The following is a 23,049-nucleotide window of genomic DNA, read 5'->3' on the forward strand; positions in this document are numbered from 1 at the left end:
GTGGGTTTCAGTCGAATAGCAATTCGGTCGCGCGCTTGCCGAGCTCCGGCGTCGATGCCGCGACGATCCCGACACCCTCGTCGCCGATCCGATAGGGGCTGCCGTCCCAGCGGCCGACATAGCCGCCTGCCTCGGTGAGGAGCAGCACGCCGGGGGCGTGATCCCACACCAGCGTACGCCGAAATACGGCGATGTCGTTCTGTCCCAGCACGAGCCGCGGGTAATTCTCGGCGGCGCAGCGCGGCAGCGGCACCAGTTCGAACGTCGATTCGAAACGCCCCGCTCGGGCAGCGTGGTCTTCCTCGGACTGACCCACCTTCGAAACCGCTGCCAGCGGCAGCGCCGCGCCGCTTGAACGGGCCCGGACCGGTGCGTCGCCGATGAACGCGCCGCCGCCCAGCACCGCGTGGCACATTCGATCGGCAACCGGGTCATATATCCAGCCGGCCTGCGTCACGCCCTCCTCGACGAGCGCGATCATGATCCCGAAGGGCGACTGACCCGCAGCGAAATTGGCGGTGCCGTCGATCGGATCGATGATCCAGGCGCGCACGGCGGTTTCCTGATCCATCAGCGCCGGATCGGCCGCGCATGCCTCCTCGCCGACGATGACCGCATCGCGGTCGATTTTCGCCAGCCCTTCGGTCAGCCGCTCCTCGGCCTCGCGATCGGCGACGGTCACCAGCTCGCCGGGCGTCTTCTCCAGCACTTCATGGGCGGCGAGGTTGCGGAAGCGCGGCATCACCACCGTCTCGGCCACGGTGCGCATCAGCGCGGAGACGGCGGCGTGGTGGCGATGCATGGGGTCAGCTCCGATAGTCGGCGTTGATCGAGATATAGCCGTGGGTGAGGTCGCAGGTCCAAACCGTCGCGCGGCCTTCGCCGAGGCCGAGATCGACGCCGATCTCGATTTCCTGGCCCTTGAGATGCGCGGCGACCGGCGCTTCGTCATAGCCGTCGACCGCGAGGCCCTCGCGCGCCACCTGGGTGGTGCCGAAGCGGATGGCGAGCTTGTCGCGCTCGGCGGGCTCGCCGGCCTTGCCGACCGCCATCACCACCCGACCCCAGTTCGCGTCCTCGCCGGCGATCGCGGTCTTCACGAGCGGCGAGTTGGCGATGGACATGGCGATGCGGTGCGCGCTGCGGTCGCTCTCGGCACCCTCGACGGTGATTTCGATCAGCTTCTGCGCGCCTTCGCCGTCGCGGACGACGAGCAGGGCGAGCTGGCGGCAGAGATCGGCAAGTGCGGCACGAAAGGCGTCGGCGCCGGCGTCCTCGTCGCCGGTGAGCGGCGCATTGCCGGCCTTACCCGTCGCAAAAGCGAGAACGGTGTCGCTGGTCGAGGTGTCGCCGTCCACCGTGATGCACGAGAAGCTCGTGCCGTTGGCGTCGCGCAGTGCGTGCTGGAGGAACACCGGATCAACCGCGGCATCGGTGAAGACGAAGCCGAGCATCGTCGCCATGTCCGGCGCGATCATCCCCGATCCCTTGATGATGCCGGCCAGCGTCACCGTGCGGCCGTCTACCACGGCGGTGGTCACCGCGCCCTTGGCGAAGGTGTCGGTGGTCATGATCGTCGCGGCGGCGTCTTCCCAGCTGCACGGCGCGGCGGTGTAGGCGGCGTCGAGCCCGGCCTCCGCCTTGTCGATCGGCAACGGGACGCCGATCACGCCGGTGGAGGAGACGAACACGTCCGAGGGATCGCAGCCGAGATGCTGCGCCGTGCGGGCGGCGATCGCCTCCACTGCCGCGCGGCCGCGATTGCCGGTGAAGGCGTTGGAGTTACCCGCATTCACCACCAGCGCGCGCGCCTTGCCGAGGACGAGCGCCTTGCGGCACCACTCCACTTCGGGCGAGGGGCATTTGCTGCTGGTCAGCACCCCGGCGACGCTGGTGCCTTCGTCGAGGGTGACGAAGGTCAGATCGCAGCGATCCCAGTTCTTGTACCGCGCACGGGCGACGCGGGGCGTGACGCCGGGAATCGCGGGCAAAGCGGGGAAGGGCAGCGCGAGCGGGGAGGTGCTGGTGGACATGGGACCGCCTGTGATTAGGATGCGCGCGTGCTTCGTGCATGAGGGGGCAAAGATCAATGTTTTTGGTTATGGCGCTGCTGGTGGCGCAGGCAACAACGGAAGCTTCTGTGAAGCCAACCCCGAAAGGCGATGCGCCGTGGATCACCAACGACGACTATCCTTCGGAAGAGGCGCGTGTGCACCATGAGGGTGTCGTCGCGTTCGCGCTCCAAGTGGATGCCTCTGGCCACGCGGTAAAATGCGATGTGACCGCAACCAGTGGATATGCCGGCCTGGATAAACAAACCTGCTTCCTGATGATGCGCCGGGCGCGCTTCAACCCAGCGTTGGAGCATGGGGTCGCCGTCGATTCGCACGTCGCAGGCAACTTCACTTGGCGCCTGGGCAAGGCGCCGCCCTATCGTATCGGCGTAGACGGTGCTGTGGGCGTCCCAGCACCCGTTCCGCCCGGTTCGTTGCAACTGACCGTAGCGGCGCTGCCGTCAGATTATCGGCAGGCCACAAGGGCGGAAGTAGCGTTTCGCAGCAACCATGGGGTGGTCGACTGCCGCATCCTGGAATCGAGCGGAAGCGTCGCGATCGATCGTGTGGCTTGCGGGCAATTGCGCGCGCTTGCCGCGGCGCCTGCCTCAATATCTGGGGCCTCTGCTCCCAAAACTGCGGAATACATCGTCTCATTCCGCACCGATGCGCCCGCCAAGCCCTAGCTTTTGATTAGACGAACCGTGCGTCGATCCCTATGTGTCGTGCGTTGCGGCCCGTCGGTTGCGACATCACCACCGTGTAACACAGGGTTTCGCTTGGAACTGCTGCTGCTTCTCACTGCGCTTTTCGCGAGCCTGACCGGCGTGTCGGGCGAGCGTGGGCTGCGCCCGATTCAGGGCGTGGCCGTGGTGCGCGTGGCCGAAGCGGCGCAGGCGGCGGTTACCCCGTCGCGCCACATTGTTACGGCGGCGGCAGCGCTGCCCGCGCTGGTGCGCGTCGTCACGATCCCGGTGTTCCATCTGGCCGCCACGCCGCGGCCTGCGCTTCGCCTCGCCTTCGAGCAGCGACGCGAATAGCCTTTCCGGCCCGCGCGTTCGGGCCCTTCTTCCTTTCGTCGCCGCGCTTGTGCGCGGTGCGCCCGTGATGGCTCCGCCTCGTCCGGCAGCCGTCGCGCATCCCATCCAAACAGGTCAGGAATTCGCATGTTCGGCGGTATTGCCAAGTCGCTTTTCGGTTCGTCCAACGATCGCTACGTCAAGTCGCTCAACCCCATCGTCCAGAAGATCGCCAGCTTCGAGCCGACGCTCCAGGCGATGAACGACGACACGCTGGCCCAGCAGACGATCAAGTTCCGCGAGCAGCTGGCCAACGGCGCCAAGCTCGACGACCTGCTGCCCGAGGCCTTCGCCACGGTGCGCGAGGCGGCGCGGCGAGTGATCGGCCAGCGCCACTATGACGTGCAGATGATCGGCGGCATCGTGCTCCATCGCGGCGAGATCGCCGAGATGCGCACCGGCGAGGGCAAGACGCTGGTGGCCACGCTCGCCACCTATCTCAACGCGCTGCCGGGCGACGGCGTCCACGTCATCACCGTCAACGATTATCTCGCCCGCCGCGACGCCGAATGGATGGCGCAGGTCTATGGCTTCCTGGGCCTCACCACCGGCGTGATCGTGCCCAACCTGTCCGATCAGCAGCGCCGCGATGCGTACGCCTCGGATATCACCTACGGCACGAACAACGAATTCGGCTTCGACTATCTGCGCGACAACATGAAGTATGACCGCGCGAGCATGGTGCAGCGGCCCTTCGCCTATGCGATCGTCGACGAGGTCGACTCGATCCTGATCGACGAGGCGCGCACCCCGCTGATCATTTCCGGCCCGACCGACGACCGTTCGGAGCTCTATATGAGCGTCGACGCCGTGGTGAAGCAGCTCGATGCCTCGACCTATGAGAAGGACGAGAAGCAGCGCACGATCGTGCTGACCGAGGAGGGCACCGAGACGGTCGAGCGGCTGCTCGAGGAAGCCGGCGTGCTGGTCGGCGCGAACCTCTACGACTTCGAGAACACCCAGGTCGTCCACCACCTGAACCAGGCGCTCCGCGCGAACGTGATGTTCAAGCGCGACACCGATTACATCGTCAAGGACGGCAAGATCGTCATCATCGACGAGTTCACCGGCCGCATGATGGACGGCCGCCGCTGGTCGGACGGCCTGCACCAGGCAGTGGAAGCCAAGGAAGGCGTGAATATCGAGCCCGAGAACCAGACGCTCGCCTCGATCACCTTCCAGAATTATTTCCGCATGTACCCGAAGCTAGGCGGCATGACCGGCACCGCCTCGACCGAGGCGGCCGAGTTCTACGACATCTACAAGATGAACGTCGTCACCATCCCCACCAACCTGCCGGTGCAGCGCGTCGACGAGGAAGACACGTTCTACAAGTCGACCGAGGACAAGTTCGCCGGCATCGCCAAGACGATCAAGGCGCATGCCGAGCGCGGCCAGCCGGTGCTGGTCGGCACCGTCTCGATCGAGAAGTCGGAAATGCTCTCCGAATTCCTCCACCGCGAGGGCGTGAAGCACGAGGTGCTCAACGCGCGTTTCCATGAGAGCGAGGCGCATATCGTCGCGCAGGCGGGCCGCCTGGGCGTGGTGACCGTGTCGACCAACATGGCCGGCCGCGGCACCGACATTCAGCTGGGCGGCAACGTGGATTTCCGCGTTGCTGACGAGCTTCGCGACATGCCCGAGGGGCCGGAACGCGATGCCGCGATCGAGCGGATCAAGGCCGAAGTCGCCGAGGAAAAGGAAAAGGTGAAGGCCGCGGGCGGGCTGTTCGTGCTCGGCACCGAGCGCCACGAGAGCCGCCGCATCGACAACCAGCTGCGCGGCCGCTCGGGCCGCCAGGGCGATCCGGGCCTCAGCCGCTTCTACCTCAGCCTCGACGACGATCTGCTGCGCATCTTCGGCTCGAACACGCTGTTCTCGCGGATGATGCGCTCCAGCCTGGAGGACGGCGAGGCGATGCCGCCGTCGCGCTGGCTCAGCAAGGCGATCGAGACCGCGCAGCGCAAGGTCGAGGCGCGCAACTATGACGTGCGCAAGCAGGTCGTCGAATATGACGACGTGATGAACGACCAGCGCAAGGTCATCTACGAACAGCGCGCCGACATCATGGATGCCGACACCGTCGGCCATGTCGTCGAGGACATGCGCCATGAGACGGTCAACGCGATCGTCGGCGAGGCCTGCCCGCCGAACAGCTACCCCGAGCAGTGGAACCTCGCCGGGCTCAAGGAGCGCCTTGCCGACACGCTCAACCTCGACCTGCCGGTCGACGATTGGGTGAAGAACGAGGAGGCGATCGATCCGGAGATCCTGGAGGAGCGCATCCGCGAAGCCGCCGATGCCGCGATCGCCGAGAAGGCCGCGGACCTGGAGCCGGAGACCTGGACCTCGATCGAGAAGTCGATCCTGCTCCAGAATCTGGACCATCACTGGAAGGAGCATCTCGCGATGCTCGACGCGCTGCGCCAGGTCGTCCACCTGCGCGCCTATGCGCAGAAGACACCGATCAATGAATACAAGCATGAGGCGTTCTCGATGTTCCAGCGGATGCTGGACACGATCCGCGAGGACGTGACGCGCACCATGGCGTTCGCCCAGTTCCGCATGGCGCCGCCGCCCGAACTGCCCGAGCTGCCGGCGTTCCTGACCACCCACATCGATCCGCTGACCGGCATGGACAACACCAACGACTGGGACGGCGGCTCGGCAGGGCTGGTCACCACCCGCCTGCCACCGCTCGGCATCCCGCAGCCGGCGGGCGACGACTATGGCACCGATCCGTCGCAGTGGGAGGGCGTGGTCAGCCGCAACGCGCCGTGCCCGTGCGGTTCGGGGCTGAAGTACAAGCACTGCCACGGCCAGGTGGCGTAAGCACCTGCGTTCCCCTCCCGCTTGCGGGAGGGCTAGGGGAGGGGATGAAGCGGTATCGCGCTTTTTCCACGTCGATCCCTCCCCCAACCCTTCCGCAAGCGGGAGGGGAGCACAAAGAAAAGGGCGGCGCCGGTGGTCCCGGCGCCGCCCTTTCTGTTTCTCCGCTGTCCGCGATCAGCGGGTCTGCGGCATCTGGATCTTCGGACCCAGCCGTTCCTTCACCTCGCGCGCATCGAAGGCGCGGATGTTGTCAGCGGGCTTGGGGCCCTTGCCCATCACGATCTCTGCCATCGCTTCGTAGCGGTCGACGGTGCGGATATCGACATTGCGGTCGAAGAAGGGATCGCCCCAGAACGGATCCCAGCTGCGCCAGCCCCAGCGCGGGCTGTAATAGCGCCAGTAGGGGTTCCAATAGCCCCAGGGGCCGCCGAAGCCGGCGCCGCCGACGCCCGGCGTCGCATAGGTCTGGGTCTTCTTCTCGGTGTCGCGGTTCGACAGCACGAAATAGTCATAGCCGTTCTGCAGCGTCAGCTCGGCCGACCGATAGAGCAGGTAGCGCTCGACGGTCTCGCGCGAGGTCAGGCTGTTGCCCGAAAAGCTCACCCGGAAGCGATTCTCTTCGATCTGCTCGTCCGAATAGCCGTTGCGCACCGAACCGTTCGCCGAAGCGGGCTGGTACGGCGTGGCGGTCATGCACGATGCGAGCGAGAGGCTGCCCGCGACCATCAGGCCGAGTGCTGCCAGCCGCCGGCCCTTCTGTGATGAAATTGGCATTGGTCCTCCGACACTTCCAAACAGTAACGTCGCCGTATGCCCCTCGAACGCGCGAGCCGGCGAAACTCTCCCGCGCGTTCACGCGGTGAGACGTGGCACAGCTGCGATTGACGGTTGCTGAACGGCGCCTGTCAAGCCAGCCGATCGGGTACTTCGCGCGCATCGGCATCGATGCTGGTCTGCGGTGCCATCGCTTCCCAGGGGAAGACGAACCAGTCCTTCTGCACCGCGCGGTCGATCGTGTCCGCGCGATACTCCACGCGTTGCGACGATCGGACATTGTCGAGCAGCACGGCGAAGTGCACCTGCCCGGCCACCGCGCCCTCGGCGGCGAGCGCCGCGCGCAGCTCGCCAATGGTCTTGCCGCTGTCGTTGATGTCCTCAACGAACAGCAGCCGCTCGCCGTCGCGGGTGCGGTTGGCGAGCACAGCGACCAGCTCCTCGGCGAACTGGGCGATGCGGGTCGAATAGTCGATCGAGACCAGCGGCAGCCCAATGCGGTGCGAAAGATACACCGCCGGAGTCAGCCCGCCGCGGCCGACGCCGACGAGCAGGGTGGGGGACCAGTCCGCCACCGCGCCGGCAATGGTGTGGACGCCCGCGACCAGCTGGTCATGGGTGAAATGGGTGAAGGCGATGTCGCCCATCAAGCCGCTTCCGCCACCCAGGCGTCGATCGCCGCAAGATGCGTCGCCACCGCCTCGTCAGGCAGGAACGAGCCGAGGAAGCTGTTGCGGGCGAGAGTGGCGAGCTGCTGCTTGGTGAGGCCGCGGCCGTAAGCGACGGCGCGGTAATTCTCGCCGACATAGCCGCCGAAATAGGCGGGGTCGTCTGAGTTCACCGTCGCACGCAGGCCGAGTTCGAGCATCCGGTCGATCGGGTGCGCATCGATCGTCTCGACGTTGCACAGCTTGACGTTGGACAGCGGGCAGACGGTGAGCGTCATGCTCGACCGCGCCAGCCGGGCGACGAGCGTGGGGTCGTCGAGGCTGCGATTGCCATGGTCGAGCCGGTCGACCTGGAGCAGGTCCAGCGCCTCATGGACATAGGCGGCCGGGCCTTCCTCGCCGGCATGGGCGACGCGCTTCAGACCCTTTTCGGCGGCCGCGGCGAAGACGCGGGCGAACTTGGACGGCGGATGACCGAGCTCGGACGAGTCGAGGCCCACACCAGCGATGCGATCGAGCCAGGGTTCGGCCTCGGCCAGCGTCTTAAAGGCATCTTCCTCGTCCAGATGGCGCAGGAAGCAGAGGATCAACTGCGAGGTGATGCCGAAGCGCGTCTCGGCCTCCGCCATGCCGGCCAGCAGGCCCTCGACAACGGTGCCCATTGCGATGCCGCGTGCGGTGTGAGTCTGCGGATCGAAGAAGATCTCGGCGTGGCGCACGCCGTCGACGGCGGAGCGCTCGAAATAGGCAAGCGCCAGGTCGCGGAAGTCCGCCTCAGTGCGCAGCACGTCGGCGCCGGCATAATAGATGTCGAGAAAGTCCTGCAGGTTCGAGAACTGATAGGCGGCGCGCACCGCCTGGACACTGTCATAGGGAATCGCCACGCCGTTGCGGCGGGCGAATTCGAACATCTGCTCGGGCTCGAGGCTGCCTTCGATGTGGAGATGGAGTTCGGCCTTGGGCAGGCCGGCGATGAAAGCGTCCAAATTTTCCATCGCCTCACCATCGCAGTCGCCTCGATGAGTCGCAAGCGCAACGCCTGGCGGGTAAGATGCGTTCGGTGCATCTGTCGGGAGGAAGGTCGACCATGATCACTGCGGCAGAGGCAATGGATGCGGCGCTTCGATTCGCGCGGCCGCCGTACGACGAAGCCAACGTGGTGCAGGTCGACGCCGAGCCGGCGAGGATTGGGGACGTCTCGGTGTGGAAGGTGAAGGTTGAAGAGGTGCCGGTCGGGCCCGACGCCTGGATGGAGATCCATTGGGCGCCGGTTTTCTATTTTGTTGATGCGGAGAACGGCCGGGTCATCGGCTTCGCGACGGAGCGCGGGACCACGATGCTGCGCTAAGGCCGCGTACGCTCGAAGGGTTTTTGATTGGAGATGTGGGGACCGGCCGTAACCGGTCCCGACAACAACAGATGGCTCCCCGAGTAGGATTCGAACCTACGACCATTCGATTAACAGTCGAATGCTCTACCGCTGAGCTATCGGGGACCACTCTGGTCAACCCCTCGGCGGTGGGTCACCGCGTCGGGAGGCGCGCCTTTAGCACCGGGTTTTCGAAAGGCGCAAGGGGTTTTATGCAATAAATTGTTCCATCGTTATCCGATCGTCCAACGCGTGCTCCGGATCGAACAGCAGCGTGAGGTCGCGCATGCGGTCGATCTCGATATGAACGCTGCAAACTTCGCGAATCTCGCGCTGATCGGCCACAGCGCTCACCGGGCGCTTGTCGGCCTCCAGCACGCGGATGTCGATGCGGGTCTTCTCCGGCAGGATCGCGCCGCGCCAGCGGCGGGGGCGGAAGGGGCTGATCGGGGTGAGCGCGAGCAGCGCCGAGCCGAGCGGGAGAATCGGGCCCTGGGCCGAGAAGTTGTACGCCGTCGAGCCCGCAGGGGTGGCGACGAGGATGCCGTCGCAGACCAGCTCGGGAATCACCACACGGCCGTTGATGGTGACTTCGAGCTTGGCGGTCTGGCGCGTCTCGCGCAGCAGCGAGGCTTCGTTGATCGCAGGGAGGACACAGGTTTCGCCCTCGACCGTCGTCGCGGTCATTGCCAGCGGGGCAACGCGGAAGGGGCGGGCGCGCTCGAGCCGCTGGGTCAGCCCGTCGAGCCCCCAGTCGTTCATCAGGAAGCCCACCGTGCCCAGGTTCATCCCGAACACCGGCAGCAGCCGCCTGCGCTCCAGCATCGCGTGGAGCGTCTGGAGCATGAAGCCGTCGCCGCCGAGCGCGACGACCTCCTCGGCGTCCTCGATCGGCACCCAGTCATAGGTCTGGCGCAATTCCTCCGCCGCTGTCTGCGCCGGGGCGGTGGGCGAGGCGAGCAATGCGCGCGGCTTGGGCAAGCTCATCCGCCAGTGACGCTCATATGGCGGGAAACCGCCGGCGCGGCGCCTGCCTCGATGCGGAAATCATGCCGTTCGGGCTTTGCGGCAAGCGCGCGGTCGATCGCCGCATCCACCGCCTCCAGCCCGCCGTCGCGAATCGCTGCCTTCAGGTCCACCGAATCCTCATGCCCCAGGCACATGTGCAGCCGTCCATCGGTCGAGAGCCGAACGCGGTTGCAGCTTGCGCAGAAATTGTTGGTGAGCGGCGAGATCAGCCCGAGCCGGCTGTCCGTACCCCCGACCCGCCAGTAGCGCGCCGGGCCGCCGCTGTCGTACGAATCGGCGACGAGGTCGAACTGCCCCTTCAGCCGCGCCAGCACCTCGGGCAGCGGCAGGAAGCGATCGGCGCGGTCCTCGTCGATCACGCCCATCGGCATCGTCTCGATCAGCGATAGGTCCATGCCGTTCGCCGCGACCCAGGCGAGCATCGGCGCGATCTCGTCCTCATTGAGTCCGCGCAGCGCGACCATGTTGATCTTCACCCGCAGCCCCGCCGCCTGCGCCGCGGCGATACCATCCAGTACCTGCGTCACGTCGCCGTGGCGGGTAATGTAGCGGAAGGTCTCGGGATCGCGGCTGTCCATGCTCACATTGATGCGGCGGACGCCCGCGGCGGCGAGTTGGTCGGCATATTGCGCCAGCCGCGTCGCGTTGGTGGTGAGGGTGAGTTCCTTGAGCCCGTCGCCGATCCGCGCGCCGAGCTGTTCGACCAGCGTCATCATGTTGCGGCGGACGAGCGGCTCGCCCCCGGTCAGCCGGATCTTGGTGACGCCGCGATCGATGAAGCGCCAGGCGATCGCCGCCAGCTCTTCCAGACTGAGCACCGCCTCGCGCGGCAGGAAGGTCATGTGCTCCGCCATGCAGTAGCGGCAGCGCAGATCGCAGCGATCGGTCACGGAAATACGCAGGTAGCGGATCGCACGATTGTGGCGATCGACCAGCGTGGGCGGCGTCGCGAGGGCGGGTGCGCTGGCCATAGAGGCCGGAGGTAAGGCGTTGAACCGCGCCGTACAAGGCTTGGATGGCGGAGCGCGCAGCGAGCCGCTATCGAGGTCGGCATGGAAGAAGGGTTCACGATCGTCCAGGGCACCGCGCCTGCCCCCGAGGTGCCGGTATTCGTACTCTCGTTCCGCCAGCGCGACGAAGTCGCCGCCGCCGCCGCGGGCGGGGGCTGGCGGGTGGTGGCGGCGCGGCGCAGCGAGGGGCTGGAAACGCGCTTCCTGGCGAGCGGCGCCTCGGTCGCGGTGATCGATGCGCGCGGGGCGATGACCGAGGGGCTCGATGCCGCGAGGCTGCTCGGGCCGACGATCAAGGCCTATGGGGCGGCGTTGCTGATACTCGTCTCGCAAAGCGATACGGTGCACATGGGCCGCTTCTACGATGCGGGGGCGACGCATTTTCTCGGCAGCCCGATGTCCTCCGCCGCGATCGCCCATGCGATCCGATTCGCCGAACGTTATGTCGAGCGGCTGTCGGGCTGGGCCGGGCAGGGGACGAGCAATGCCAATCCGCTCGGCTGGCGATTCGACCCGACGGCCGGCTCGATCGAGCTGACCCCGGCGCTCGCCCAACTGCTCGACCTGCCCGAGGCACCGGGCCCGCGCGCGCTGTTCGGCCGGCTGGCGCTGTCCGATCGGCGGCTCGCCTGGGCGGCGCTGCGGCGGTTGCGCGAGGCAGGCTCGACCGCCTTCGCGCACGACCTGCCCGGCAAGGGCCGGGTGGTGCAGCACCTCCAGTACGATGCCGAGACCGGCCAGATCGACGCCCTGGTCGAGCCGCTGGGGCTGACCCCCGATGCCGGCGCGGCGGTGCGCGACGTGCTGACCGGCGCCCGCGATGCGCCCAGCGCGCGGCGCTGGATCGATCGCGCGATGGAAAAGGGGCAGCGGGTCGGGCTGGTGCTGGTGGGCCTCACCCGCTTCGACACGATCAATACCGCCTATGGTCGTCCGGCCGGCGACGAGTTGCTGCGCGGTGTTTCGCGGCGCGTGGCCGAGGCCGCGCGCGAGACGTTGGGTTCGGACGTGGTCGTTGCGCGGATCGGCGGATCGGATTTCCTCGCGGCGGCAGTAGACCCGGGCACGCCCGCACTGCGCACCGCCGCGCGCCGAATCGAGGAAGCGCTGGCCCGGCCGTTCGTCGCGGCGGGCGAACTTGTCCATCTCGGCGCCAAGGTGGTGCTCACCGAAAGCGTCGCGGGTGACGGCGCGGCGAGCCTGTTGCGGCGGGCGAGCGAAACGCTGCTCGGTGAGGGAACGGCCCGGCCCGGCAGCGGTCCGTCGATCGAATCGCTGATCGGTGACTTACGGCGCGGGATCGAACGCGGCGAGATCGGCGTGCTGTTCCAGCCGCAGGTCGCGGTCGCCACCGGGCAGATCATCGGGGTGGAGGCGCTGGCGCGCTGGCAGCACCCCCAGCATGGCGAGATCGGTGCCGAGCCGCTGTTCGCCGCCGCCGATCGCGCCGGGCTGGTGGCGGTGCTGAGCGAGCATGTCCAGCGCCGGGCGCTGACCATTGCCGCGCATTGGCCGCGCTCGCTGGGCAGCCTGCGCCTGTCGATCAACGTCACTGCCGGCGATGTTGGGCGGCCAGGGTTCGGCGAAAGCCTGCTGCGCTGGGTGGATGCCACCGGCTTTCCGCGCCAGCGGCTGACGCTGGAGATCACCGAAAGTGGGATCATGGCGGATCTGAGCGAGGCGGCGGCGCTGCTTTCGGGCCTGCGCACGGCGGGGTGCCGCGTGGCGATCGACGATTTCGGCACCGGCTATTCGAGCCTCGCCTATCTGAAGGCGCTGCCGCTCGACTATCTCAAGATCGACAAGAAGCTGTCCAACGAGATCACCGGCTCGCCGCGTGATCGGATCGTGGTGCGCGGCGTGATCGATATGGCGCGGTCGCTGGGGCTGTCCGTGGTGGCGGAGGGCGTCGAGACCGAGGCGGCACTGGACCTGCTCGCCAAGGAAGGCTGCCAATATTTCCAAGGCTTCCTCTGCTCGCCGCCGATCGACGTGCCGGCGCTCGCCGCACTGGTGCGCGACTGGTGAGCGCCGGCGCGGCCGTCAGAGGTCGGGGCGGGTAAGCGCAGGGATCGCGGCCGCCGGCAGCGGACGATAGCCGCCGAAGCGCGATTCGGCCTTTTCGGTGCGGAACTGCGCGGCGAGGTTGGCGAGATCGCTCACCTCGTTGGCGAGGTTCTGCGCGGCGGCGGAGGTCTGCTCCACCATCGCGGCGTTCTGCTGGGTTGCGCGGTCCATCGCGCCGACCGCGTTGGAAATTTCGCTGATCGCGGTCGACTGGGCGCCGTTGTCGGCTGCCATGCTGCCGAGCAGGTCATGGACCTGGCCGACGTCGCCCGAGATATTGGCGAGCGCGCCGTCGACCTTCTGCACCGCGTCCACCGCGGTGACGATTTCGGCCTGGGTCATGGTGAGCTGTTCGCGGGCGCGTCCGGCCTCTTCCTCGGCACGCATCGCCAGCGCGGAGACGAGATCGGCGACGACCGCGAAGCCGCGGCCCGCCTCGCCGGCGCGGCCTGCTTCGACCGCCGCGTTCATCGCGAGCACGCGCGTCTGGAAGGCGATCTTGTCGAGGCCCTCGATGACGCTGTCGGTGCCCTTGGCGGCTTCGGAAACGCGACCCATGGCCTGCGACGCTTCATCGGCGATCGACCGGCCCTGGCCGACGGTGCTGAGCGCCTGGTCGGCGCGCGCGACGGTGTGGCGCGCGGCCTCGGCGGTCGAGCGGAAGCGTGCATCCATCTGCGAGACGGCGGCGGTGGTCTCCTCCAGGCTCGCGGCATTGCCCTGGGTGCGGCGCGACAGATCCTCGGCCGCCTGCGAAATCTCGTTGATGCCCGAGCGGATCCGCATCGTTCCGTCGCCGACCGAGGCGATCATTTCGCGGATGCGGTTCAGCGTCTTGTTGTAGCTCTTCTCGAGCGCAGCGAAGCTGGTCGGCAGGCCGCTGAGCTCGTTGGTGAGGTCGCCCTCCGCCAGTGCGGTCAGCGCGTTCTCAAAGGCGGTGATGGCGGCGTCGCGTTCCCGCTGGGCCTCTTCGAAATAGATCGAGATCGAGACTTCCATGTCGAGCAGCGCCGCCTTCACCAGCGCGATCGTCGCCTTTTCGGTACTCGGGCCGCGGAACAGGCGCAGCAGGCGCTTGAAGGGGCTGTTGAGGCGATGCACGCCGCTGATCAGGTGCTGCAGCACGATCGCATAGCTGCCGACATACCAGCGCGGCTCCAGCCCGATGCGGGCATGGGTGGCGCCGATGCGGCGGGCGCTGGCGTGATAGTCCGCGTTGAACTCGCCGGCGGCGATCCGCGCCCAATGCTTCTCCTGCGCGGCCTTGGCGCGGGCCATATGCGCTTGGTCGCGGAAGAAGCGCGAGGTTTCCGGTGTGGCGGCGGCGCGCGCGTAGAAGCGGTCGAGTGCGTCCCCCATCGTCGCTTCCACCCAGGGCTGGGTGGCGCGCAGCGTTTTGCGCTGGGCCTCGTCCAGCTCCATGAAGCTGAGCCGCGACTTCATCTGCTCGGGCACGGGGCGAATCCTTTCGAAACCTGTCACCGTGGCTGCCGGGCATGCGGCAAGCCAATCTTAGGCATAATAGTATGTCCCGGGGGACAGGTGGTGCGGCTAAGTAGAATTCCGTTGGGTGAGGCCTTGCAGCCTAGTCCGAGGGTGGATTTGACGCACTTGTGAAGATACGCCGGTGCCCGCGCGCCGGGGAGTGGTTGCCCGGCACGAAATTGGCGTACGAGCGATAGCAAGTTCGATGGATGAAAGGGGATGGGGATGCTGCTGGCACTTCTATTGATCGGGGCCGATGCCGGCGCTATCGCGGCCGATACGGCGATGGCGCAGAGCGTGTCCGGGTGGAACGCGGGCGATATCGATCGCTTCCTGCGAGTCTATTCGGACGATCCCAGCACCAGCTTCGTGGCGGGCGACGGGCTGGTGCGGGGCAAGGCGGCGATGAAGGTGCGCTACCAGGCCAAGTACGACTTCGCCGATCCGGCCAAGCGCGGCACGCTGACGATCGAGCGGCTCGACTATCGCCCGCTCGGGCATGACTATGCGCTGTACATTGGCCGCTACACCTTACGCTATCCGGACGGGCACAGCGCTTCCGGCCCCACCAGCCTCGTGCTGCATCACGAAGTCGGCGGGTGGAAGATCGTCGCCGATCACAGCAGCTGAGCCGGCTCAGCCCGCGGCGCGTGCGAGCCCGCGCGAAAGCTGGAGCGCGCCGTGCAGCCGCGCCGCGGGGTTCGCCCAGGCGCGGTTGATCACCAGCTTCATGTCCGGCCGCAGCCGCGCCGTCTCGCCCAATTTCTCGACATAGGCGATCAGCGCCGTCGGGTTCGGGAAATGGTCGTTGTGGAACGACACCAGCGCACCCTTGGGCCCCAGGTCGAGCTTGGCGATGCACGCCTTCTTGGCGTTGAGCTTGGTCTCGATCAGCCGCAGCAGATTGTCGGTCGGCTCGGGCAGCTTGCCGAAGCGATCGATCAGCTCGGCGGCGAAGCTCTCGATGCCGTCGGTATCCTCGATCTCGTTGAGGCGGCGATAGAGGCCCATGCGCAGGTCGAGATCAGGGACATAGTCCTCCGGGATCATGATCGGCGCGTCGACGGTGATCTGCGGCGACAGGTCCTTCGGGCGGCTGTCGTCGCGGATGCCGCCGGCCTTGGCGTCCATGATCGCTTCTTCGAGCATCGACTGGTAGAGTTCGTAGCCCACTTCCTTGATGTGCCCCGACTGTTCGTCGCCGAGCAAATTGCCCGCGCCGCGAATGTCGAGATCGTGGCTGGCGAGCTGGAAGCCCGCGCCCAGGCTCTCCAGGTCGGACAGCACCTTGAGACGCTTTTCCGCCGCCTCGGTCATCTGCCGCTGGGGCGGGGTGGTCATATAGGCATAGGCGCGGGTCTTGGCCCGGCCGACGCGGCCGCGCAGCTGGTAGAGCTGGGCGAGGCCGAACTTGTCGGCGCGGTTGATGATCAGCGTGTTGGCGCTCGGAATGTCGAGCCCGCTCTCGACGATGGTGGTCGAGACCAGCACCTCGAACTTGCGGTCGTAGAAGGCGGAGATCCGCTCCTCGACCTCGGTGGGGGACATCTGGCCGTGGGCGACGACATAGCGGACCTCGGGCACCTCGTTGCGGAGGAACTCCTCGATCTCGGGCAGGTCGGCGATGCGCGGGGTGACGAAATAGCTCTGCCCGCCGCGATAATGTTCGCGCAGCAGCGCCTCGCGCAGCACCACCGGATCCCAGGGCATCACATAGGTGCGCACCGCGAGGCGATCCACCGGCGGGGTCTGGATCACCGAGAGCTCGCGCAAGCCGCTCATCGCCATCTGCAGCGTGCGCGGGATCGGCGTGGCCGTGAGGGTGAGGACGTGGACGTCGGTCTTGAGCGCCTTGAGCCGCTCCTTGTGCGTCACCCCGAAGCGCTGCTCCTCGTCGACGATGACGAGGCCGAGCCGCTTGAACTCGATATTCTTCGCCAACACCGCATGGGTACCGATCACGATGTCGATCGTGCCGACGGCGAGCCCGTCCTTGACCTTCTTGGTCTCGCCCGCGGTCACGAGGCGCGAGAGGCGGCCGATCTCAAGCGGGAAACCTTCGAAGCGCGTCTTGAAGTTGTTGTAGTGCTGGCGGGCGAGCAGGGTGGTGGGGCACACCACCGCGACCTGCATGCCGGCCATCGCCGCGACGAAGGCAGCGCGCAGCGCGACCTCTGTCTTGCCGAAGCCGACATCGCCGACGACCAGCCGGTCCATCGGCCGCCCGGCGGCGAGATCGCCCAGCACGTCGCCGATCGCACGATCTTGGTCGTCGGTTTCCTCGAACGGGAAACGGTCGACGAACGCCGGATAGCCGCCATGATCGGGTTCGGCGATCTCGGCACCGCGGGTGGCGCGCAAGGCCGCGGTGGCGATCAGCTCGCCCGCGATCTCGCGGATGCGCTCCTTCATCCGCGCCTTGCGACGCTGCCAGGCCTCGCCGCCGAGGCGATCTAGCGTCGCACCTTCCTCGCCCGAGCCGTAGCGGCTCAGTACCTCGAGATTTTCGACCGGCACGTAGAGCTTGTCGCCGCCGGCATATTCCAGCGCGACGCAATCGTGTGGCGCCTTCTGCACCGGGATCTGGGTCAGCCCCTCGTAGCGGCCGATGCCATGATCGAGATGGACGACGAGGTCGCCGGGGGAGAGCGTCGCCAGTTCCTGGAGGAAGGCGTCGGTATTCTTGCGACGCTTGGCGCGGCGGACGAGGCGGTCGCCGAGCATGTCCTGCTCGGTGAGCACCGCAACGTCGGGGGTGGTGAAGCCATGGTCGAGCGGCAGCACCAGCAGCGCGACCTGCAGCCCGCTGCCGTTCGGGTTGGCGACACCGAGCGCGGGCTGCCAGCCATCGACCGGCACGGCACCGGTGAGGCCGTGATCCTCGAGCAGTCCCTTCAGCCGCTCGCGCGCGCCGATCGAATAGCTGGCGAGCACGGGCTTCTTGCCCTGCGCCCGCACCGCCTTGAGGTGGGCGACTACCGCTTCGTAGACGTTGCTGGCGGCGGCGCGCTCGGGGGCGAAGTCGCGCGGGCCGTCGACGCCGAATTCAACGACGCTAGCCGATTCGGGCTCGTGGAACGGCGTCGCCAGGTGCATCGGCTGCCCATCGACCTGCGCCTGCCATTCCTTGGCGAGCAGATAGAGGTCGCCGGCCTTGAGCGGGCGATAGCTGCCCGGATCGGCCGACTGCGCCCGGATGCGGTTTTCCTGATAGTCCTTGATTGCCTCGAAGCGCTGCTCGGCGGCCGCCGGTGTACCGCCGTCGCGAACGATCACGCTGTGATCGGGCAGGTGGTCGAACAGCGTCTCCAGCCGTTCCTCGAACAGGGGCAGCCAATGCTCCATGCCGGCAAGGCGGCGGCCCTCGCTGATCGCCTGGTAGAGCGGGTCGCCCGTCGCGGTGGCGCCGAAGCGGTCGCGATAGCCGCTGCGGAAGCGCTTGATGCTCTCCTCGTCGAGCAGCGCCTCGCTGGCGGGCAGCAGGGTGAAGCCGTCGACCCGGCCGGTGGTGCGCTGGTCCTGCGGATCGAAGGTGCGGACGCTCTCGATCTCGTCGCCGAAGAAGTCGAGCCGCAGCGCCTGTTCGGCGCCGCTGGGGAACAGGTCGACCAGGCCGCCGCGCACGGCGAACTCGCCGTAATCGTTGACTGTCTCGACCCGGACATAGCCGTTCGCCTGCAGCAGATAGGCGAGCTTATCGAGCCCGATGCGCTCGCCGGGGGCGAGTCGCGCAACCAGCTGGCGGATGCGGAACGGCGTGAGCGTGCGCTGGGTGGCGGCGTTGACCGTGGTGACGAGCAGGCGGGACTTCTCGCTTTTGCCCTGGAGCGCGTGCAGCGTTGCCAGTCGCTCTGCCATCACCCGCAGCGTCGGGCTGGCGCGGTCATAGGGAAGGCAGTCCCAGGCGGGGTAGCTGAGCACCTCCAGCTCAGGCGCGAAGAAGGTCGCGGTGCTCGCCACCGCGCGCATGCCCGCCTCGTCGGCGGCGACGAACACCGCCATCCGGCTGGCGCGGGCAACATCGGCCAGCATCCAGGGCAGGAAGCCGCTCGGCACGCCGGCGAGCGTCAGAGGATGCTTGGCGGAAAGGATCGTCTTCAAGTCGGGCATGGGGTCTCGTTCGGATCGATCTCCTCACCTGCGGCGGAGGTGCGGGCGCAAAGGCTAGGAGATCCGGAGGGTCACTCGGAAATAGGCACGTAATTCAGGGTCTTCAGCGCATCGAGGATCGTTCCCCGGTAGCGCTCCGGGGCGGTGTCGGTTCCCATCGCCCAGGCCATGATGTCGACGTCCTGCTCTTCCAGCAGCGCCTCGAACAGCGTGATTTCGTCATCGCTCCACCGTTCGCCATGCTGGTCGAAGAAGCCGCCGATCAGCAGATCGGCTTCCTTGGTGCCGCGGTGCCAGCTGCGGAAGCGGAGGCGCTTGAGGCGGGTTTCTCGATCCATGACGGGCTTTCCCAACGGCAGGCGGACGGCTGCACGCCAGGGCGCGGCCGACACGGGGTTGATCACGAGCCCGGCAGATAGGGATGCCGCCGTCGAAAGGCCAGCGTGGTCTTACGGGTAGAAATGTGGAAGGCTTGTTAACCGAGGGCGGCTAGGGTCGACTCCTCTTTGGGGTATAAGGCTAGGGTACGATGACGGATACTTTGACCAACAAGCTGCGCTTCGTGATGCTGAAGTCGATTAATGGCGAGCCGATGATCGTCAACATCGCGTCGGTGCGCACGGTCACCACGATCAACATGGCGGGTGAGGATGTCGGCGTCATTTCGTTCGGCAAGGATCATGAAGTGGTGATCGGTTCGTCGGTGCCGGAAGTCGTGAAGGCGATCGAAGCCGCGCTCGCCAGCCACAGCCCGATCTTCCTCAACGCCTGAACCACGGCAAGGGCGCTGCGGCCGGCGCAGCGCCATTTGTCAGCCGCGCCGCCGCACGATAGGGCGGCGCGATGCGTCCCGAGCTTCTCAACCCATTATTCGCCGAAGTCACTGCGCTGAAGGGCATCGGCCCGGCGCTGGCCAAGCCGATGGAAAAGCTGGGGCTGGCGCGGGTGGTAGACGTCGCCTTCCACCTGCCGACCGGATTCGTCGATCGAATCCCGCGCGACGAACTCGACATGGCCGATTCGGGCAAGGTGATCGCGATCACGCTCACGCCCGTGCAATATCGCTTCGGCGGCGGGCCACGCTCGCCGGCGCGGGTGCAGGCGGTCGATGCGCACGGCAACCACGTCTCCCTCGTCTATTTCGGCGGCAGCTCGGGCTGGGCCAAGAAGCTGCTGCCGCTGAACGAGCCGCGCTGGGTCTCGGGCAAGCTCGAACATTATGGCCAGGACCTGCAGATGGTCCACCCGGACCATGTCCTGCCGCTCGACCAGGTCGAGAGCGTCGGCGGGCGCGAGGCGATCTATCCGTGTTCGGAAGGCATCACCTCCAAGCGGATCGCTGCGCTGGCCGCGCAGGCGATCGAGCGCGCGCCTGAACTCCCCGAATGGATCGAGCCCAGCCTCAAGGCGCAGAAGGGCTGGCCTGACTGGCGCGAGGCGATCGCGCGTATCCATGCCGACCCGGCCGACGCCAAGGCGCGCGAGCGGCTCGCCTATGACGAGGTGTTCGCCAACCAGCTCGCGCTGCTGCTGGTCCGCGGCGAGGCGCGGGCGAAGCGGGGCCGTGCGCTCGCCGGCGACGGGCGGCTGCGCGACAAGCTGAAGCTGCCCTATGCCCCCACCGGCGCGCAGAGTCGCACCATCGCCGAGATCGAAGGCGACATGGCGCAGACCCAGCCGATGCTGCGGATGCTGCAGGGCGATGTCGGCTCGGGCAAGACGCTGGTCGCGACGATGGCGCTGCTGATCGCCGCCGAAGCGGGCGCGCAGGGCGCGCTGCTGGCGCCGACCGAAATCCTCGCCCGGCAGCATTACGAGACGCTCAGCCGCACGCTGGGCCCGATCGGCGTGAACGTCGCCATCCTCACCGGCCGCGACAAGGGCAAGGCGCGCGAAGCGACGCTGATGGGGCTGGCGGCGGGCGAGATCGACATCCTGATCGGTACGCACGCGATCTTCCAGGAAGGCGTGACCTATCGCGACCTCGGGCTGGTGGTGGTGGACGAGCAGCACCGCTTCGGCGTCGCCCAGCGGATGATGCTCCAGGCCAAGGCGGAGCGTCCGCCGCACCTGCTGGTGATGACTGCCACGCCGATCCCGCGCACGCTGACGCTCGCCCAATATGGCGAGATGGATGTCAGCCGGCTCGACGAGATGCCGCCGGGGCGCCAGCCGATCGAGACCAGCGTGATCTCCGAGGAGCGGCTGGGCGAAGTCGTCGGCGGGCTCGGACGGCATCTGGCGAACGGCGGGCAGGCCTATTGGGTGTGCCCGCTGGTCGAGGAGAGCGAGAAGAGCGACCTCGCCGCCGCAGAGGCGCGTGCGGCCGAGCTGCAGGCGCACTTCGGCGACAAGGTCGGGCTGATCCACGGCCGGATGAAGGGGCCGGAGAAGGACGCGGTGATGGCGCGCTTCTCGGCCGGGGAGCTCGGCGTGCTGGTCGCGACCACGGTGATCGAGGTCGGCGTCGACGTGCCCAACGCCACGCTGATCGTGATCGAGCATGCCGATCGCTTTGGCCTGGCCCAGCTCCACCAGCTGCGCGGCCGGGTCGGGCGGGGCGGGGGGCGCTCGGTCTGCGTGCTGCTCCGCGGCAACCACCTCAGCGAAACGGCGCGCGCGCGGCTGGCGCTGATGCGCGAGAGCAATGACGGCTTCCGCATTGCCGAGGAGGATCTGCGGCTGCGCGGGGCGGGCGAGCTGCTCGGCACCCGCCAGTCGGGCGACATGCAATTCCGCCTTGCCGAGCCGGACATGCTGGGGGCCTTGCTGCCTGCAGCCAATGGCGATGCGAGGCTGCTGGTCGATCGGGACGGCGGGCTCAAGGGCGAGCGGGGGAGGGCGGCGCGGGTGGCGCTGTACCTGTTCGAGCGCGATGCGGCAGTCGGGTTGCTGCGCGCCGGCTGATCAGCGGGTGCGCAGCGCCGCGACGAGGGGCACATAGTCGGCGGAGGCGATCGGCTGGAGGAACTGGCAGCCGACCCGCCCGCCCAATGCCCAGCGGACCTCCGCGCCGATTTCGCCGACGACGGGCAGCTGGATGCGGAGCAGATCGCCGGCCTCGAACGGCGCCTCGCAGCGCGCCATCAGCCCCTGCGGCGAGACGTTGACGATCAGGAAGGCGACGGGACGCGCGTCCGGGCCCACCGCACGGGTGCGGTGTTCGACTTCGTCGCGATGCACCAGACGATCGTCGGCGCTCGCCAGCTTGGCACCCGTCACGCTCACACGCCCCTCTCCACACACTGGAGGACCGTGAACACGGTAACCCGGATCAGTGAACAGGTGCCGAACGAGGCTGGTAAACGCGGCGTTAGCCCTGCGGCGTCAGCAACCCGTGATGCTTCTTGCCGGCCGAGACGCGGACCTCGCCCGAGACCGCGATCGCCGCTGCCTCATCGTCGATCTTCTCGCCCTCGACGCGCGCGCCGCCGCCCTTGATCAGGCGCCGGGCCTCGCCCTTGGAGGCGCAGAAACCCAGCCCGACCAGCGCATCGACCACGCTGATGCTGCCGCCGCTCACCGCCAGCGTCGGCAGCGCGCCGCCCGCGGCACCTTCCTCGAAGGTCTTGCGTGCGGTCTCGGCGGCTTCCTCGGCAGCGGCGCGGCCGCGACACATCGCGGTGGCCTCGTTGGCGAGGATCTTCTTCGCCTCGTTGATCTCGGCGCCTTCCAGCGCTTCCAGCCGGGCGATCTCGTCGAGCGGCAGATCGGTGAACAGCCGCAGGAAGCGGCCGACGTCGCGATCGTCGGTGTTCCGCCAGAACTGCCAGTAATCATAGTGCGGCAGCTGGTCCGGGTTGAGCCACACCGCGCCGGACATGGTCTTGCCCATCTTGCCGCCGTCCGCCGTGGTGATCAGCGGGGTGGTGACGCCGTACACCTCGGTGCCGTCGACGCGGCGCGACAGCTCGATGCCGTTGACGATATTGCCCCACTGGTCCGATCCGCCCATCTGCAACCTGCAGGCGGATCGCCGCGACAGCTCCAGGAAGTCATAGCCCTGGAGGATCATGTAGTTGAATTCGAGGAAGCTCAGCGACTGCTCGCGATCGAGCCGCAGCTTGACCGAATCGAAGCTCAGCATCCGGTTGATCGAGAAATGCCGGCCGATGTCGCGCAGGAACGGGATGTACTCGAGCTTGTCGAGCCACTCGGCATTGTCCATCATCACCGCGTCGGTGGGGCCATCGCCGAAGGTGAGGAAATTCTCGAACACCGTCTTGATCGAGGCGATGTTGCTGCCGATCGCGTCGAGCGTCAGCATCTTGCGGGCTTCGTCCTTGAAGCTCGGGTCGCCGATCTTGCCGGTGCCGCCGCCCATCAGCACGATCGGCTTGTGGCCCGCCTGCTGGAGGCGGCGGAGCAGCATGATCTGCACCAGGCTGCCGACGTGCAGCGACGGCGCGGTGGGATCGAAGCCGATATAGCCGGGCACGATCTGCTTGGCGGCGAGCGCGTCGAGGCCCTCGGCGTCGGTCACCTGGTGGATGTACCCGCGCGAGGCGAGCAGGCGGAGCAGATCGGAGCTGTATTCGGTCATGGTGCGAGGGCGCATAGCCAATGCGGGCG

The 23,049-nt window shown here is 67.4% G+C and carries 20 protein-coding genes and 1 tRNA gene; 8 read left to right on the forward strand and 13 right to left on the reverse strand.

The window, feature by feature from the left end:
- Positions 1 to 7: 7 nt before the first annotated feature.
- The gene (locus tag ACTJKY_RS12880) at positions 8 to 802 is read right to left on the reverse strand and encodes an inositol monophosphatase family protein (RefSeq protein WP_440846547.1); all 795 of its coding nucleotides are present in this window, start codon (positions 800 to 802) and stop codon (positions 8 to 10) included.
- Between the two features lie 4 nt (positions 803 to 806).
- Positions 807 to 2,033: a bifunctional glutamate N-acetyltransferase/amino-acid acetyltransferase ArgJ gene (gene argJ / locus ACTJKY_RS12885; RefSeq protein WP_440846548.1), complete on the reverse strand. Its 1,227-nt coding sequence runs from the start codon at positions 2,031 to 2,033 to the stop codon at positions 807 to 809.
- Between the two features lie 68 nt (positions 2,034 to 2,101).
- On the opposite strand from argJ, the gene ACTJKY_RS12890 reads away from it, so the two are divergent.
- The 3 genes from ACTJKY_RS12890 to secA all read left to right on the forward strand — a co-directional run bounded on the left by ACTJKY_RS12890 (position 2,102) and on the right by secA (position 5,965).
- Positions 2,102 to 2,740 carry an energy transducer TonB gene (locus ACTJKY_RS12890; protein WP_440846549.1) on the forward strand — a complete coding sequence of 213 codons (639 nt, stop codon included), beginning with the start codon at positions 2,102 to 2,104 and terminating at the stop codon, positions 2,738 to 2,740.
- A 93-nt stretch (positions 2,741 to 2,833) separates the two neighbouring features.
- Positions 2,834 to 3,094 (forward strand): hypothetical protein, encoded by a 261-nt coding sequence (locus tag ACTJKY_RS12895; protein WP_440846550.1) that lies wholly within the window; start codon positions 2,834 to 2,836, stop codon positions 3,092 to 3,094.
- Between the two features lie 126 nt (positions 3,095 to 3,220).
- Positions 3,221 to 5,965, forward strand: a complete 2,745-nt coding sequence (gene secA / locus ACTJKY_RS12900) for a preprotein translocase subunit SecA (protein ID WP_440846551.1) — start codon at positions 3,221 to 3,223, stop codon at positions 5,963 to 5,965.
- A 174-nt stretch (positions 5,966 to 6,139) separates the two neighbouring features.
- Here secA and ACTJKY_RS12905 read toward each other — a convergent pair whose 3' ends face one another.
- From ACTJKY_RS12905 to ACTJKY_RS12915, 3 genes are all read right to left on the reverse strand, one after another.
- A complete protein-coding gene (locus ACTJKY_RS12905; protein WP_440846552.1) occupies positions 6,140 to 6,739 on the reverse strand; it encodes a CC0125/CC1285 family lipoprotein in 600 nt (199 codons plus the stop codon).
- Between the two features lie 131 nt (positions 6,740 to 6,870).
- Positions 6,871 to 7,386, reverse strand: a complete 516-nt coding sequence (locus ACTJKY_RS12910) for a phosphoribosyltransferase (RefSeq protein WP_440846553.1) — start codon at positions 7,384 to 7,386, stop codon at positions 6,871 to 6,873.
- The gene (locus tag ACTJKY_RS12915) at positions 7,386 to 8,402 is read right to left on the reverse strand and encodes an adenosine deaminase (protein ID WP_440846554.1); all 1,017 of its coding nucleotides are present in this window, start codon (positions 8,400 to 8,402) and stop codon (positions 7,386 to 7,388) included. Before ACTJKY_RS12915 ends, ACTJKY_RS12910 begins: the two co-directional genes overlap by 1 nt.
- 92 nt (positions 8,403 to 8,494) lie before the next feature.
- Between ACTJKY_RS12915 and ACTJKY_RS12920 the strand changes: the two genes are divergently transcribed.
- Positions 8,495 to 8,755, forward strand: coding sequence for a PepSY domain-containing protein (locus ACTJKY_RS12920; protein WP_440846555.1), 261 nt, complete (start codon positions 8,495 to 8,497; stop codon positions 8,753 to 8,755).
- 72 nt (positions 8,756 to 8,827) lie between these two features.
- Here ACTJKY_RS12920 and ACTJKY_RS12925 read toward each other — a convergent pair.
- The 3 genes from ACTJKY_RS12925 to moaA form a co-directional block, all read right to left on the reverse strand.
- A tRNA-Asn gene (locus ACTJKY_RS12925) sits at positions 8,828 to 8,902 on the reverse strand.
- 84 nt (positions 8,903 to 8,986) lie between these two features.
- Positions 8,987 to 9,763, reverse strand: a complete 777-nt coding sequence (locus ACTJKY_RS12930; RefSeq protein ID WP_440846556.1) for an NAD kinase — start codon at positions 9,761 to 9,763, stop codon at positions 8,987 to 8,989.
- Positions 9,760 to 10,776, reverse strand: a complete 1,017-nt coding sequence (gene moaA / locus ACTJKY_RS12935) for a GTP 3',8-cyclase MoaA (RefSeq protein ID WP_440846557.1) — start codon at positions 10,774 to 10,776, stop codon at positions 9,760 to 9,762. Before moaA ends, ACTJKY_RS12930 begins: the two co-directional genes overlap by 4 nt.
- Positions 10,777 to 10,857: 81 nt before the next feature.
- Here moaA and ACTJKY_RS12940 point away from each other — a divergent pair, with 81 nt between their 5' ends.
- The gene (locus ACTJKY_RS12940) at positions 10,858 to 12,843 is read left to right on the forward strand and encodes a putative bifunctional diguanylate cyclase/phosphodiesterase (protein WP_440846558.1); all 1,986 of its coding nucleotides are present in this window, start codon (positions 10,858 to 10,860) and stop codon (positions 12,841 to 12,843) included.
- A 15-nt stretch (positions 12,844 to 12,858) separates the two neighbouring features.
- Here the strand turns inward: ACTJKY_RS12940 and ACTJKY_RS12945 are convergent, their stop codons facing one another.
- Positions 12,859 to 14,325, reverse strand: coding sequence for a methyl-accepting chemotaxis protein (locus tag ACTJKY_RS12945; protein WP_440846846.1), 1,467 nt, complete (start codon positions 14,323 to 14,325; stop codon positions 12,859 to 12,861).
- A 267-nt stretch (positions 14,326 to 14,592) separates the two neighbouring features.
- Here ACTJKY_RS12945 and ACTJKY_RS12950 point away from each other — a divergent pair, with 267 nt between their 5' ends.
- Entirely contained in the window at positions 14,593 to 14,997 is a 405-nt protein-coding gene (locus ACTJKY_RS12950; RefSeq protein WP_440846559.1) for a YybH family protein, read from the forward strand.
- Between the two features lie 6 nt (positions 14,998 to 15,003).
- Here the strand turns inward: ACTJKY_RS12950 and mfd are convergent, their stop codons facing one another.
- On the reverse strand, positions 15,004 to 18,477 hold the full coding sequence (gene mfd / locus ACTJKY_RS12955) for a transcription-repair coupling factor (protein WP_440846560.1): 3,474 nt from the start codon (positions 18,475 to 18,477) through the stop codon (positions 15,004 to 15,006).
- 71 nt (positions 18,478 to 18,548) lie between these two features.
- Complete coding sequence (locus tag ACTJKY_RS12960; protein WP_440846847.1) at positions 18,549 to 18,815, reverse strand: succinate dehydrogenase assembly factor 2; 267 nt, start codon at positions 18,813 to 18,815, stop codon at positions 18,549 to 18,551.
- 191 nt (positions 18,816 to 19,006) lie between these two features.
- Here ACTJKY_RS12960 and ACTJKY_RS12965 point away from each other — a divergent pair, with 191 nt between their 5' ends.
- Both ACTJKY_RS12965 and recG read left to right on the forward strand, forming a co-directional pair.
- A complete protein-coding gene (locus ACTJKY_RS12965) occupies positions 19,007 to 19,249 on the forward strand; it encodes a hypothetical protein (RefSeq protein WP_121076676.1) in 243 nt (80 codons plus the stop codon).
- A gap of 71 nt (positions 19,250 to 19,320) precedes the next feature.
- The gene (recG, locus tag ACTJKY_RS12970) at positions 19,321 to 21,384 is read left to right on the forward strand and encodes an ATP-dependent DNA helicase RecG (RefSeq protein WP_440846561.1); all 2,064 of its coding nucleotides are present in this window, start codon (positions 19,321 to 19,323) and stop codon (positions 21,382 to 21,384) included.
- On the opposite strand, the gene ACTJKY_RS12975 is transcribed toward recG, so the two are convergent.
- Both ACTJKY_RS12975 and tyrS read right to left on the reverse strand, forming a co-directional pair.
- The gene (locus ACTJKY_RS12975; RefSeq protein WP_175487959.1) at positions 21,385 to 21,705 is read right to left on the reverse strand and encodes a PilZ domain-containing protein; all 321 of its coding nucleotides are present in this window, start codon (positions 21,703 to 21,705) and stop codon (positions 21,385 to 21,387) included. It abuts the gene before it with no gap.
- An 85-nt stretch (positions 21,706 to 21,790) separates the two neighbouring features.
- Positions 21,791 to 23,020 (reverse strand): tyrosine--tRNA ligase, encoded by a 1,230-nt coding sequence (tyrS, locus tag ACTJKY_RS12980; RefSeq protein ID WP_440846562.1) that lies wholly within the window; start codon positions 23,018 to 23,020, stop codon positions 21,791 to 21,793.
- Positions 23,021 to 23,049: the final 29 nt, after the last annotated feature.

The organism is Sphingomonas sp. 22176 (assembly GCF_052045505.1).
GTDB lineage: Bacteria > Pseudomonadota > Alphaproteobacteria > Sphingomonadales > Sphingomonadaceae > Sphingomonas.

What these genes read in the sequence shown, in the direction of transcription:
- ACTJKY_RS12880 (WP_440846547.1), bottom strand. Translation starts at nt 802, where the DNA reads ATGCATCGCCACCACGCCGCCGTCTCCGCGCTGATGCGCACCGTGGCC.
- argJ (WP_440846548.1), bottom strand. Translation starts at nt 2,033, where the DNA reads ATGTCCACCAGCACCTCCCCGCTCGCGCTGCCCTTCCCCGCTTTGCCC.
- ACTJKY_RS12890 (WP_440846549.1), top strand. Translation starts at nt 2,102, where the DNA reads ATGGCGCTGCTGGTGGCGCAGGCAACAACGGAAGCTTCTGTGAAGCCA.
- secA (WP_440846551.1), top strand. Translation starts at nt 3,221, where the DNA reads ATGTTCGGCGGTATTGCCAAGTCGCTTTTCGGTTCGTCCAACGATCGC.
- ACTJKY_RS12905 (WP_440846552.1), bottom strand. Translation starts at nt 6,739, where the DNA reads ATGCCAATTTCATCACAGAAGGGCCGGCGGCTGGCAGCACTCGGCCTG.
- ACTJKY_RS12910 (WP_440846553.1), bottom strand. Translation starts at nt 7,386, where the DNA reads ATGGGCGACATCGCCTTCACCCATTTCACCCATGACCAGCTGGTCGCG.
- ACTJKY_RS12915 (WP_440846554.1), bottom strand. Translation starts at nt 8,402, where the DNA reads ATGGAAAATTTGGACGCTTTCATCGCCGGCCTGCCCAAGGCCGAACTC.
- ACTJKY_RS12920 (WP_440846555.1), top strand. Translation starts at nt 8,495, where the DNA reads ATGATCACTGCGGCAGAGGCAATGGATGCGGCGCTTCGATTCGCGCGG.
- ACTJKY_RS12930 (WP_440846556.1), bottom strand. Translation starts at nt 9,763, where the DNA reads ATGAGCTTGCCCAAGCCGCGCGCATTGCTCGCCTCGCCCACCGCCCCG.
- moaA (WP_440846557.1), bottom strand. Translation starts at nt 10,776, where the DNA reads ATGGCCAGCGCACCCGCCCTCGCGACGCCGCCCACGCTGGTCGATCGC.
- ACTJKY_RS12940 (WP_440846558.1), top strand. Translation starts at nt 10,858, where the DNA reads ATGGAAGAAGGGTTCACGATCGTCCAGGGCACCGCGCCTGCCCCCGAG.
- ACTJKY_RS12945 (WP_440846846.1), bottom strand. Translation starts at nt 14,325, where the DNA reads ATGAAGTCGCGGCTCAGCTTCATGGAGCTGGACGAGGCCCAGCGCAAA.
- ACTJKY_RS12950 (WP_440846559.1), top strand. Translation starts at nt 14,593, where the DNA reads ATGCTGCTGGCACTTCTATTGATCGGGGCCGATGCCGGCGCTATCGCG.
- mfd (WP_440846560.1), bottom strand. Translation starts at nt 18,477, where the DNA reads ATGCCCGACTTGAAGACGATCCTTTCCGCCAAGCATCCTCTGACGCTC.
- ACTJKY_RS12960 (WP_440846847.1), bottom strand. Translation starts at nt 18,815, where the DNA reads ATGGATCGAGAAACCCGCCTCAAGCGCCTCCGCTTCCGCAGCTGGCAC.
- ACTJKY_RS12965 (WP_121076676.1), top strand. Translation starts at nt 19,007, where the DNA reads ATGACGGATACTTTGACCAACAAGCTGCGCTTCGTGATGCTGAAGTCG.
- recG (WP_440846561.1), top strand. Translation starts at nt 19,321, where the DNA reads ATGCGTCCCGAGCTTCTCAACCCATTATTCGCCGAAGTCACTGCGCTG.
- tyrS (WP_440846562.1), bottom strand. Translation starts at nt 23,020, where the DNA reads ATGACCGAATACAGCTCCGATCTGCTCCGCCTGCTCGCCTCGCGCGGG.